Source organism: Acidobacteriota bacterium (assembly GCA_021161905.1).
GTDB lineage: Bacteria > Acidobacteriota > B3-B38 > Guanabaribacteriales > JAGGZT01 > JAGGZT01.
The window spans coordinates 20673-33265 of the sequence record JAGGZT010000057.1; the positions used below are offsets into that span (position 1 = coordinate 20673).

At 49.5% G+C, this 12593-nt stretch carries 11 protein-coding genes and 1 tRNA gene; 4 read left to right on the forward strand and 8 right to left on the reverse strand.

Annotation, left to right across the window (positions count from 1 at the left end; translation table 11 throughout):
• Window positions 1-11 precede the first annotated feature (11 nt).
• The 8 genes from J7L64_07945 to J7L64_07980 form a co-directional block, all read right to left on the reverse strand.
• Complete coding sequence (locus J7L64_07945; protein MCD6452274.1) at window positions 12-953, reverse strand: ribose-phosphate pyrophosphokinase; 942 nt, start codon at window positions 951-953, stop codon at window positions 12-14.
• 30 nt (window positions 954-983) lie between these two features.
• A tRNA-Gln gene (locus J7L64_07950) sits at window positions 984-1057 on the reverse strand.
• A gap of 73 nt (window positions 1058-1130) precedes the next feature.
• The gene (gene ispE / locus J7L64_07955) at window positions 1131-2015 is read right to left on the reverse strand and encodes a 4-(cytidine 5'-diphospho)-2-C-methyl-D-erythritol kinase (protein ID MCD6452275.1); all 885 of its coding nucleotides are present in this window, start codon (window positions 2013-2015) and stop codon (window positions 1131-1133) included.
• Window positions 2012-2854 carry a DUF4292 domain-containing protein gene (locus J7L64_07960; GenBank protein MCD6452276.1) on the reverse strand — a complete coding sequence of 281 codons (843 nt, stop codon included), beginning with the start codon at window positions 2852-2854 and terminating at the stop codon, window positions 2012-2014. The genes ispE and J7L64_07960 overlap by 4 nt, the downstream gene beginning before the upstream one ends.
• Entirely contained in the window at window positions 2851-4797 is a 1947-nt protein-coding gene (locus J7L64_07965) for a tetratricopeptide repeat protein (GenBank protein ID MCD6452277.1), read from the reverse strand. The genes J7L64_07960 and J7L64_07965 overlap by 4 nt, the downstream gene beginning before the upstream one ends.
• 52 nt (window positions 4798-4849) lie before the next feature.
• Complete coding sequence (locus J7L64_07970) at window positions 4850-6781, reverse strand: alkaline phosphatase family protein (protein MCD6452278.1); 1932 nt, start codon at window positions 6779-6781, stop codon at window positions 4850-4852.
• 24 nt (window positions 6782-6805) lie between these two features.
• Window positions 6806-8119: a GAF domain-containing protein gene (locus J7L64_07975; protein MCD6452279.1), complete on the reverse strand. Its 1314-nt coding sequence runs from the start codon at window positions 8117-8119 to the stop codon at window positions 6806-6808.
• Between the two features lie 88 nt (window positions 8120-8207).
• Window positions 8208-9092 carry a polyprenyl synthetase family protein gene (locus J7L64_07980; protein ID MCD6452280.1) on the reverse strand — a complete coding sequence of 295 codons (885 nt, stop codon included), beginning with the start codon at window positions 9090-9092 and terminating at the stop codon, window positions 8208-8210.
• A gap of 120 nt (window positions 9093-9212) precedes the next feature.
• Here J7L64_07980 and J7L64_07985 point away from each other — a divergent pair, with 120 nt between their 5' ends.
• The 4 genes from J7L64_07985 to J7L64_08000 are packed head-to-tail and all read left to right on the forward strand — an operon-like array spanning window position 9213 to window position 12501.
• Window positions 9213-9665 carry a transcriptional repressor gene (locus J7L64_07985; protein ID MCD6452281.1) on the forward strand — a complete coding sequence of 151 codons (453 nt, stop codon included), beginning with the start codon at window positions 9213-9215 and terminating at the stop codon, window positions 9663-9665.
• Window positions 9665-11623 (forward strand): ferrous iron transport protein B, encoded by a 1959-nt coding sequence (feoB, locus tag J7L64_07990; GenBank protein MCD6452282.1) that lies wholly within the window; start codon window positions 9665-9667, stop codon window positions 11621-11623. Before J7L64_07985 ends, feoB begins: the two co-directional genes overlap by 1 nt.
• Window positions 11624-11627: 4 nt before the next feature.
• On the forward strand, window positions 11628-11825 hold the full coding sequence (locus tag J7L64_07995) for a hypothetical protein (GenBank protein ID MCD6452283.1): 198 nt from the start codon (window positions 11628-11630) through the stop codon (window positions 11823-11825).
• Window positions 11818-12501 carry a metal-dependent transcriptional regulator gene (locus J7L64_08000; protein ID MCD6452284.1) on the forward strand — a complete coding sequence of 228 codons (684 nt, stop codon included), beginning with the start codon at window positions 11818-11820 and terminating at the stop codon, window positions 12499-12501. The genes J7L64_07995 and J7L64_08000 overlap by 8 nt, the downstream gene beginning before the upstream one ends.
• Window positions 12502-12593: the final 92 nt, after the last annotated feature.

Sequence of the window (12593 nt, forward strand, 5' to 3'; positions counted from 1 at the left end):
TTCTCTCCTCTCTAAACGAATAATGAACTCACCGAATCCCCCCTATGGATCCTCCTTATCGCCTCCCCGAGTAAGGGGGCTACCGAGAGTTGAACGATCTTACCCGACGCTCTCGCCTTCTCAGAAAGGGGTATCGAATTGGTCACCACCACCTCGACTATCTCCGAGCTCTCCAGCCTATCAAGTGCCGGTCCGGAGAATACTGGATGGGTGCCATAGGCGTAAACCGCTTTTGCCCCGTTCTCCAGAAGGGCTTTCGCTGTTTTCACCATAGTACCAGCGGTATCTATCATATCATCTATTATGAACGCATTTTTACCCTCGACCTCTCCAATGATATGTAGTACCTCTGCTTGGTTTGCTCCCACCCGCCTCTTATCCGCTATAGCCAAACTTACATTAAGCCTCTTGGCAAAAGCCCTTGCTCGCTCTACCCCGCCAGCATCCGGAGAAACAAGCACCAAGGGCGAAAGCCCCTTTTTCTTGATGTAATCTATTGCCACCGGGGTAGAAAAGAGATGGTCAACCGGAATGTCGAAGAAGCCCTGGATCTGGGGGGCATGAAGATCAAGAGCAAGGATACGGTTAGCCCCCGCTGCCGAAAGAAGATCCGCCACCAACTTGGCACTAATCGGCACCCGGGGCTTGTCCTTCCTATCCTGTCTCGCATAACCGTAATAGGGGATGACCGCGGTTATCCTCCCCGCTGATGCCCGGGAAAAGGCATCGAGCATAACCAGAAGCTCCATAAGATTATGGTTCACCGGGGGGCAGGTGGGTTGAATGATGAAGACATCCTTCCCCCGTACATTCTCCATTATCTGACAATATATCTCCCCATCACTAAAGGTGGAAAGATGGAGCTCCCCTATAGGTATCCCCAAATAATCGCATATCGCCTTTGATAACTCAGGATTGGCGTTTCCAGAAAAGACCTTAAGCTCACCGTCCACCGTAAACCTCCCTGTAAATCACCACATAAATGGCTGGGGCGGGAGGATTCGAACCTCCGCACCGGGTTCCAAAGACCCGTGTCCTGCCACTAGACGACGCCCCAGCGGATACAATATGATCCCTTTTAATTATAATCCAAAAATTGATAAATTCACCACAAACCTTAACTCCGAAAATCACTTCCAATCCTTAAACATACGCTTCACATACTCATCACGCAAAAGAGGCGTCGTTAGAAAAACACGCATCCTCTCTTTAAAAAAAGCCACCGCCTCTACCGCCTCCTTCCGTTCCGAAAAAAGACCAAAAAGGGAAGGACCACTTCCCGACATCAACGCCCCCTTTGCCCCCTTCCTCCTAAGTTCCTCCTTTAAGGAAGAAAGCTCGGGGAAACTCTTTTCTACCACCCTCTCCAAATCGTTAAAGAGCAAAATCTCTTTCTTCCCCTCACCGAGAAGAAGCCCATTCATATTAATTTCTTTCCTCTTCCTTGTCAACAGCTTATCGTACTCATTGTACGCCCAAGCAGTACTAATTTCAAAATCCGGGGAAAGAAGAACAATATAAGGAAAAGGAAGGGAAAATTCCAAAGGACGAAGCTCGTCCCCTCTGCCAGACCCCAAAACCGCTCCCCCCATCAGGAAAAAAGGGGCATCCGCCCCGAGAAGACGAGCAAGGGGAAACAATTCCTCCTTCGATAACCCTACATCGAAAAGCCTGTTCATCCCAAGGAGAACCGTAGCTGCGTTACTACTTCCCCCAGCCAAACCGGCGGCAAGAGGGATCCTTTTTTTGATCTCTATCCGTACCCCCAACCTGATCCCCACCCTGTCCAAAAAGAGCTTTGCCGCCTTCACCGCCAAATTCCGCTCATCGACAGGAAGACGGGGTTCGTTTGAGGAGAACTCTATCCCTTCCTGCCTCCTCTCTATCGTGATTAGATCACAAAGGGAGATGGTCTGATAAAGGGTTCTTATCTCGTGGTAACCATCATCCCTTTTCTCGCCCACCTTTAAAAAGAGATTTATTTTAGCAAATGAGCAAAGTTCTATCCTTTTCATTCGCCCTCCCTAAAAAGAAGGGGGGTCTCACCCTTGATATGGGATAGAGGAATAAAGGTAACATCGGAAGGGAAAACGAAGGAAAAAGCATCTCCCTTAAGGAAAGAAGGATTAATGGTGATATCCTTAGCCCTCAATCTTAGGTTCAGCCCTTCATCGGGTAGTTCTATCTCGATGAGCTTTGGGAAAAGACGGAAGCCAACATTGAAGAAAGAACGATAAGAGACCGAAACCACCTTTCCCCTTTTCTCCATTTCAAGTGCTGAAAATGATGGGATGCGAGGATCAATAAAAACAGCCCCTTTGCCATCCGAAGAAGAAAGCCTAACCTCAATAAGACCCTTCCCCTCGTCGAAACGGGGTGAGGAAAACCGATATCCAGCATCAGGAACAAGAGCACCAAGAACGACCGCCACCACTTCGGAGGGGGAAAGATTTACCCCAATGAGGCGGAAGAGCGTCTCTGAAGTAGCGGGAGCGGTTACAACCTTTTTGTCCTTTATATAGTAGAGATAGACCTTATCCTTATTCATCAAGAAAAGAAGGGAGGTTCCCCCAAATGGTCCTCCAAGCTCAAGCCGGAGCAAAGAATCCCTCTTTGCGAGAAGCGTCCCCTCCGCTTTGTGCCTTTTTCCCCTCACATTTAAGAGAAAGGTAAACCGCCCACCAAGAGAGTGAACCTCAGCCACCTTCTCCTGCACCTCCCTCACGAAGGAGGAGGGATTGCTCCTCGCCCGTCGGTAAAGCTCAGGAGAGAGCCGTGGCTTGGGGGCACAAGAGAAAAGAGAGAAAACAAGAAGAGAAAGAAAGAATACTCGGAGGAGTAAACCCTTTTTCATCTCTTCCTCTTGAGGAGCCTTTCTACCTTCTTTATTTTTTTCTTAAGCCTCTTCTCGTCCTCCACCTTAAGGGAAAGCGCTTTTTTGTAATTGGAAAGGGCATCCTGGTACCGTTTAAGTCTTAAGTAGAGATCGCCCAGGTGCTCCTTTATCTCCCCAGAGGTGGGCTCTTTCCGTGATGCTGCCTCAAGATATTTTTTGGCGAGCTCGATCTTCCTCTGTCTAAAGTAAGCCCAGCCCAAACTATCGAGATAGGAACCGTTAGCGGGCTCGATAGCAAGAGCCCGCTTTATGTAGGATATCGCCTCCCTTAGCCTTATTCCTCTATCAGCGAGCATATATCCAAGATAATTTAGGGCGGAATCGTTTTCCGGATTGAGCCTGATCGCTTTCAAAAGAACCCTTTCCGCTAAGACAAACTTCCCGCTCCGCTCATACAAAGCACCAAGAAGGAAATAGAGTCTATCACTTTTGGGAAATCGTCTAAGGGATGCTCGTACCACTGGGACCCCCTTCCGATATCTCTTCCCTTCAAGATAAAGAGTGGCTAAAGTAGTATGATAGCGTAACTCATCAGGAAAATGTTCGATCAAAGACTTTACAATAGCCACCCCTTCATCGAACCTACCATCTCTCACTAAGAGGTTCGCCTTGAGGATCAAGGTGTCGGGATTTGCCTCCTTCTTGAGCTTCTCCTCGATCAAGGAGAATGCCTTCTCCTTCTCCCCGGCTTCGAAATGGCTTAAAACGATAAAGGGGAAAAGATGAGGAAGCATCTTCGAATTTTCCTTTTCCGCCGAGGAGAAAGCAGACAGCGCCTCCTTGTACCGTCCTGACCGATAATAAAGAAGTCCAAGATTGGCATAAAGAACCCCTCTGTTCTCTGCAAGGAGGGAATTTTCTCCTTCCTTAGCCTTGGCTAAAAGCTTGCTATATACCTTTATCGCACGGTCGTACTCATTTATGCTACTGAGAAAACGAGCGTAGGAGAAAAGAAGCTCTTCATCCTCCGGAGCATAGGTAAGCGCTCGGTTGAAAAGCTCTTCCGCTTTTGAAAAATCCTTTAGTTGACAAAAACACTCCGCTTCAAGGCGAAGGGCGGTTATATCATTCGGATCCTTGGAGAGCGCCTTCTCCAAAAGAGATATCGCCTCTTTGGCTTTTCCCAACTTAAGATAGGAGAAGCCAAGTCCTCGAAGAAATTCGGGCTCATCGGGCTGAAGTTTTAGTGCTCGCTCATAGGTTTCGGCTAAGCCCTGATAGTTCCGATGATAACGGTAGAGATTGATGAGGGTAACCAGAGGCCGGAGATCGAGAGGGGCTATCTCCACCGCTTTTTTAAGGCTCTCCTCCGCTTTGGCGAAGTCTTCGAGCTGGATGTAATCCTGGGCGAGAAGGAGAAAACCCTCCTCTGAGCGAGGCTCGAATTCAATATGATGAAGGAGAGCGGAGATAGACCGGTTAAACTCCTTTTTCAAGAAATAGAGCCTGCCAAGGAGAAGATAAAGCTCTCCATCCTCCGCTTTAAGTGATCTTGCCCGCTCTAAATAACGGACGGCAAGGTCGATCGTCTCCTTCCCCCCAGGCTCACCAAGAGCGAGTTGATAGTATATCTCCCCCAGCATTCGAGCGCTACTGCCGGAATTGGGATCTATTCTAAGCGCCTGATTAAGCGAATCTATCGCCTTTCCCACCTTACCCCGATAAAAATAAAGAGCAGCCATAGCTTCATAGATGGGAATAGCTGTTTTATCGATGGCGAGCGCTCGCTGGTATTCGGAAAGAGCCTTATCCCCTTCCCCTTCGAGCTCATAGAGCTTGCCCATCATAAAATGATAATAAGCCTCTCCCTTTATCTTGGTGGGAAGACGGCCTTCCTGCCAAGGAAAAAGAGAACCTGCGAAGAGAAGAATGGCAAAGAAAACTGTACTTACCCGTCTCATTCCATAAACTCCCCTTCGATTATCTCAAAAAGAGAGGAAAGGTTCAATCGACTTATCTTATGTAGCCTAAGGCACGGAGCCGTTCTATCATCTCCCGGTCAAACCGGGAACGGGCGGAGATGACTTTTTCTGGGCTTCTGGTGCCAAAGCTTCTCACCCACCTTAAGGGAAGCTCGGATAGGAAGCGGGGAGCTATAACTTCTTTAAGCACCCTCCCCTTCATTTCCTCGCTAACCGGGAAGCCAAGGAGGTAAAGGAGGGTGGGGGCGATATCGAACTCAGTGGCAGGCATTGCTCTTACTCCCTTTTTGACAACTGGTCCCTTGATCAGAAGAGCCCCCCGTCCCGATGAAAAAAGAGGAACAATGCGTCCAGGGTCGGCAACAATGACCACGATGACATCTGGAGGAAGAACGGAAACCATCTGACCAATCTCGTCATCGAGAAAACGGTAATAAGCCTCGATCAAGGAAATCCTTTCGGCAAAGGTGGACAAATCACCACTCCCTCTGGAGAACACCACTCCCCGCACAATATCAAGCCCAGGGAGGTAAAGGGCGAAGAAAAGAGGTTTCTCCTCTTGATAAAGCCTTGCCCCGACCGAAAGATAATAGCGATCTTCCCTCATTGCTTCCAAAACCACCGTTCGCTCCTTCCCGGAGAGGAAGAAAAGGGGAAATAAGCGAGTAAAGTCCTTACCCTCCTCATAAAAAAGTCTCTTAAGCTTGGGGAAAAGCTCCGCTGGAAATACCTCCTCCTCAAACCCTCCGCCAATCTTAAACTTAGGATAGGTTCTATCGGAGACGATAAAACCGGTGATGGGATAAGCGGGCCAAGAAGCCCACCAGTTGACCACTCCTACTGGGAGCTTTTTTTCTCCTATAATATCCCAGATCGCCTTCGTCTTCCTCATCCAAGCGGACACCGGCTCCTCAGCAGTCAACTTCACCCCGGGAAGAAGAGAATTTAACAGGGTATAAAGTTCCGGGAGCCCGATACCCCGTTGGAACGAGGTGCTAAGACCGGCGATCCTCTTCGCCCGAAACTCCCTTATCCCATGAGCCGATGGAGACATACCGGTAGAGATGGTGGTCCAGACCAGGGGAGGAATGCGTTCAGGAAAGGGAATAAGAGGAACCAATGAGCCCTCGTTCAAAAGGCGGGCAAAATTGGGGAGCTTCCCTTGTTTGATCAGCAACCGGAGATATCCTTCCTCCATCCCGTCTATGCCAATAACCGCCACCCGGTTCTTGGTAGGGATGATATTGAACTCCTCCCCTTTAGTGAAGGAAAGGGAGCGTTCACGAGATGTCAAGAACAGATACCCAAAGAAGAAAGCCGAAGCTAAAACCAAAACAACGAGATAACGGTAAAGGGTTCTACGCTCTCTTCCCTCAGGGGAGAGGGAGCTTTCCATCCGCCTGAGAACCGCCACACCGAGAAAGGAGACAAAACGCCCTAAGGCAAAACTAAAGAGGAGAATAAGCCCGAACACGAGGAGGACGAGGGGAAAAGACCTCATCCCGCCCAAAAAATACCCCCCCTCCCAGCGGAACCAAAGGGTAAGATAGATAAAGGAAAAGATGGAGAAAAAGAACCCCAACCGCCGGGGAATAATGAGAGGGTGAGCGAGCCTGCCTCGAAGGAGGAGGTAAAAACCAGCCACCAACAAACCGCCGAGGAATTCAAACAGGGCAAAGAGGATAAAGAATGAGACGACGAAATAGAAAGCAAGGACGAAGATATCTCGGGGATGAGAAAGAAGCTCTGGGTTGACGATCAGACTGAGTCCTGCCATCAACAAACCGATAATAAACCCTCCGATCGCAGCAACCCGTAGGCTTATCTTTAGATTGAATAAAATAAAGGAGGTCTTCGAGGTCAGGTCCTTGACAAAGTAGCGCTCAATCGGAGAATCGAGATACCCAAGCGAGCGGAGGAAGCCTCGGAGATCCTTCCCTTCTTTACCCCTTTTCCCCTCCAAGAAGAAAAACCCCTCCTTCCTCTCTTATTCTACAACTATCCCTGGCTGTTCCTCAAGGATAGAGAGGAAGGCGTTGACGATGTGAGGATCGAACTGGGTACCCGCATTGAGCTTGAGCTCCCTCTTCGCTACCTCAACCCCCTTATAGCTATAGGAATCCTTATTGGCGATGGCGTCGAATACTTCAGCAACGGCAATTATCCGAGAACCACGAGGGATTTGTACCCCTTTGAGTCCATCAGGATAGCCACTCCCATCGTAGCGCTCATGGTGATGTCTGATGAGAGGGGCGGTTTTCTTGAATAGAATGATCGGCGAAACCATCTTTTCCCCCACCACCGGATGCTCTTTTACCTTCTCCCTATCAACCACTGGCACTCGCGGGATCCTCATCATCCCGATATCGTGAAGAAGAGCGGCAAAGTAGATCAACTTTCTCTCCTCATCGCCTAAATTCAGCTTCCTGGCGATCAGAGTGGAATATTTGGCTACATTGCGCAGATGGTTCCGCCAACTAACTGCCTGCTCCGAAGCGGTTACGATAAGCTCGGTGCCATAAGTAAAGTAGTTTTGTTGTGCTTCGTAAAGCTCAGCGTTCTTTATCGATATCGCCGCTTGCCCTGCCAAGCTTTCAAGCATCTCCAGATCATCAGGGGCAAACTTCCCCTCCTCTTTATTGAGAAGCTCTATCACCCCAATAACCTTTCCCTGAAAGAGAATGGGGGCAGCGATAGCAGAACGGGTCTTAAATCCGGTTATCTCGTCGAAACTGGGATCGAACCTGGTATCGGTGGTCACATCGTTCACTATCAGGGGCTCTCCATGAAGCCCCACCCAACCAGCGATCCCCTGTCCCAATCGAAGGGCAAGCCCTTGGATCCTCTTCCCCTCTTCACCAGTTGCCACCTTGAAGAGCAGGTTTTCGCCCTCAGGATCAAGGAAGAAGATAGTACCCGCCTCGGCACCTACAATGGCAGTAGCTGCCCGCACGATCCGCTCGAGCACCACATCTAAATGATAGGCAAGGGCTAAGGACTGGGAGACGGAAAGAAGCGCCGATACCCGAGTGGCATAATCGGAAAGTCGCGAGATAGCCCCTCTTATATCTCTAAGGAGAATGATATACCCCAATACCGAAAGGAAGGTAAGAAGAACCGCCGCCGCCGGGATGCCAATATATATCATACCCCGTTCCTCAGGTGGGAGGGCGGGATATACATAAGCCACCACCACATAGGCGAGCCCAGCCAAAGGAAGGACGGAGATCAGAAAATAGATGAGCTTGAATCGATATTCCGGACTATATCCGGAAATAGAAAGACCACCCCTTTTCCCCATCAGTTTCTCCCTAAGATAAACTAAGTTTATTATATATCAAATAGAGCAAAAATTCAAGAAAGTTCTTTGATTTCGGAGGTATCAAAGCCTATCGCTGGCGGGATTCTATATAACGGGCAAGGTCAAGAAGAACCTCTGCCTTTTTGCCGAAAAAGGAAAGGGCGGTTACCGCTGCCTCAATAAGCTCATGGACTATCTTCCTCGCCTCAGAAAGCCCGCAGTAGGAAACAAAGGTGAGCTTCCCCTTATCCTTTCTCAGATCCTTTCCCACCTCTCCTTCCTCCCCTACAACATCGAGAATATCATCGGTTATCTGAAAGGCGAGGCCAAGGTTCTTGGCATAGGCGGAACAGGCGGAAAGCTCCACCGCATTTGCCCCAGAAAGAACCGCTCCTGCCTCAGCAGCAAAGATGAACAGGGAACCGGTCTTATGGCTATGGATGTACTCCAGGGTGGTAAGATCGAGCTCCTCCTCGTTCACCTTGAGATCGACCACCTGTCCCCCAATTATCCCCTTGGTGCTTATCGCCTGAGATAGCCTCTTCCCCAGCTCAATGATGAGCTTTCCCCTCACCTTGGCGAGTTCCTTCATCCGGAATATGATGTAGTAAGCCTGGTTCAAGAGAGCTATCGCCGCTAAAATAGCTATATCCTCACCAAATATAAGGTGGGCGGTGGGCTTCCCCCGGCGGGTCCTGGCGTCATCCATCGAGGGAAGATCATCGAGGATAAGGGAACAGGTGTGGATCATCTCGATGGCACAGGCTACGGGGATCACCCTCTCCAGCTCCCCCCCGAGCATCTCCGCCACCGCCAAGGAAAGGATAGGGCGAAGTCTCTTCCCAGGAAGGAAGAGGGTATAACGCATCGCCTCATGGATCACCGGGGGATACTCCTCCTCCTTGGGAAGAAGGGTAGTCAATCTCCTCTCTATCAGTCTCTTTTTCTCCTCGAGGTAGTCCTTCAAATCCATTTCTTCTAAAGAATAACACAGATCCACGCTCTCCTCAATTGTGATACCTTTTAAAATAATGGTTGATTTTCTCTCCTCACCAATTTAGAATGAGATTGAGTCTCAATTTGACGGAGAGAGATGGTGAGAAAAGAAGAGAAAGAAGAATGCCAAAAGATGTTCAGAAATTTCCTAGCCGCAAGGGGTCTAAAGATAACCCGGGAGAGGGAGAGGATCCTTTGTCAAGTGATGGAGAAAGAGGGCCACTTCCAGGTGGAAGAGCTCGCCATCGAGATGAGAGCAAAAAAGAACCCGGTCTCCCGGGCTACTATTTACCGAACACTGGAGCTCCTTACCGAAGCGGGGATACTGCGGAAAATAATTGCTGAGGGGGGAGCACAGTTCGAACTTGGCTACGGGAAGGGTTATCATGGGCATCTCATCTGCCTCTCTTGCGGCAGGATAATAGAATTCTCTCTGGAAGAACTCTCAAAGCTGGAAGAAAAAGTGGTAAAGAAAAACAGGTTCTTACCGAAAAGCAGAAACCTACTCATCTTCGGATATTGCCAAACTTGCCAGAGGAAAGGTCGGTAATGCACAGGAGAAGAAGAGGGGAAAAAGGAAGGAGGCTCATCCTGGTGGGAAACCCCAATGTGGGGAAGAGTGTCATCTTTTCCCATTTCACTGGAAGGTATGCCACCGTCTCCAACTACCCAGGCACTACCGTGGAGATATGCTCGGGGGAGATGAGGCTTAGGGGTGAGGATTACTCGGTTATCGATACCCCTGGGGTTAACAGCCTCATCCCCTCTTCTGAGGACGAACGGGTGACTCGAGATCTCCTATTGGCTGAAGGGAGGAAGGCAAGGATCATCCAGGTAGCTGACGCCAAAAACCTGAGGCGAGCTTTATTTCTATCGCTTCAGCTCGCCGAGATGGGGCTCTCCTTCATCCTCGACCTCAATATGGAGGATGAAGCCAATGCTCGTGGGGTAAAGATCGACCGGGATAAGCTTGCTCGGATACTGGGGGTCCCCATAATAACCACTATTGCCCCAAGAGGAAAGGGAGTGGTCAAGTTAAAGGAACAGATAGGCAAAGAAAGCAAACCCAAGATCACCTTCCGTTATAGCCCCCTGATCGAAGAGGGGATAAGGAGAATAACCGCCATTCTCCCTTCCCTCCCTATATCCCGCAGGGCACTTGCCCTGATGATCCTCGCTGGGGACAGAAGCCTCATTCCCTTTCTCAGGCGTTACCTGCCTCCGACTACTATCGCTAAACTGGAACGAATAAGATTCAACCTCCAAAACCATTTCCCTGCCCCCCTCCATGTGGTCATCAATCGGGAACGCCTTCTCTTCGTCGATAGGATAATAGACCAGGTGTTGATAAAAGAAAAAAGGAAGGAGCCATCCACCTTTCTAAAAAGGTTGGAAGACCTCTCAATGCGTCCCTTCCCCGGCATCCCCATCTTAGTGGGGGTTTTATTCCTTGTTTATGAGTTTGTAGGGGTTTTAGGAGCAGGCATTGTCGCCGATTTTATGGAGAAAACCTTATTTGGCAGTTGGATAAACCCTGCCTTAGCATCGTTCATATCGAAGCTAACCAGCAACAAATTCGTCTATGGAATGCTGGTGGGAAAATATGGGATGCTCACTATGGCACTTACCTACGCCTTTGGGGTAATTCTTCCCGTTATCACCTTCTTTTTCCTCACCTTCGCCATTCTTGAGGATTCAGGATATCTCCCTCGGATGGCGGTGATGAGCAACCGGGTATTTCGCTGGATGGGGCTGAACGGCAAGGCGGTCCTTCCTCTGATCCTGGGGCTCGGCTGTGATACGATGGCGACCATAACTGCTCGCACCCTCGATACAAAAAGAGAGAGGATAATCGTCACCTTCCTCCTTGCTCTGGGGATACCCTGTTCCGCTCAGCTTGGAGTAATAATGGCGCTCATTGCCCCGCTTCCTCCCTCTATATTCCTCATCTGGTTTTTCGTCGTCCTTTTAGTGATCTTCACCGCCGGCTTTTTAGCCAACAAGCTACTTCCAGGGGAACCATCCGATTTCATAATGGAACTTCCCCCGATGAGGGTCCCCTTTTTGAGAAATATAGGGGTAAAGACTTTCGCTCGGATCGAGTGGTACCTGAAGGAGGTGGTTCCCATCTTCATCATCGCCACCTTCTTCCTTTTCATTCTCGATCAACTAAAGATCCTTCCCGTTATCGAGCGGATCGCCACCCCGCTTACCGTGAGCTGGCTTCATCTCCCCCCAGAGACGGCAAAGGCGTTCATTATGGGCTTCTTCAGGCGCGATTACGGAGCAGCGGGACTTTTTTCTCTCGCTTCAGAGGGGCTCTTATCAAACCGCCAGATCCTGGTAAGCATCATCACCATAACCCTATTTGTCCCTTGTATTGCCAACTTCCTCATCATCATCAAAGAACGGGGGATAAAGACCGCTCTCGCTGTGCTTGGATTGGTGATCCCCATCGCCTTCCTCGTTGGAGGAGTGGTGGAAAGGATACTCTCCATCTTAGGGTAATGTTATGAGCGATAAAGACAAGAAGTTGATTAGATGCCCCCTTTGTGGATATCGGTTCAAACCGGAAGAGACGGGCTGTTCCTCCTGTCCCTTTGCTGGGAAATGCAAGCTTATCCTCTGTCCTAACTGCGGATATCACTTCCCTTTGGGCTCAAAACTTGCTAAGCTTTTCAGAATTAAGGAGAAGAATGAAAATGACTGATCAGGAATTGGATGAGCTCCTCGAAGCTATCTGGACCATCGAGGAGGAGGAAAAGGAAGTATCTCCGACCAATCTTAAGAAAACGGTTCATCATCTGAAGGACCTGAATGCTCTTATCCTCAACGCGGAAAGGGAAGGATTGATAGAGAAGGAGGGGTCGGTGATAGCGCTCACTAAAAAGGGAAGAAAAAGAGCGGAAAACATCATAAGAAGACATAGACTGGCGGAAAGGCTCCTCGCTGACGCCTTCGCCTTACCCAACAAAACGGTGGAAAGCACCGCCTGTGAATTCGAGCACATCCTCACTCCTGAGGTAACCGATAGCATCTGCACCTTCTTAGGTCATCCAAGAACCTGTCCCCATGGAAAACCGATACCCCCTGGAAGATGTTGCAAGCGGTTCGAGTTGACGGTGAAATCAATAGTACTACCCCTATCCGAACTCGATCCTGGGGGAGAAGGGAAGGTTCTCTTTATCGGCACCAAGGTACCCGCGAGGCTGGAAAGATTATCGGTATTGGGGCTCGTCCCTGGCTCCCTCATCCGCCTCCGTCAGAAGAAGCCCTCGGTGGTGGTGGAAATAGGAGAAACAACCATCGCTCTCGATGAAGGGATAGCCAGGGAGATCTATGTGAAAAGGGTTAAGGAGGAAGAAAGTGAGGAGAAACAAACTTGAGAAACCCCTATCCTTCGCCATCATAACTCTCCTTATCGCACTTACCTTCCCTTCCTGCAAAAACAAGCCGATTGAGCTCTCGAAGACGGAGA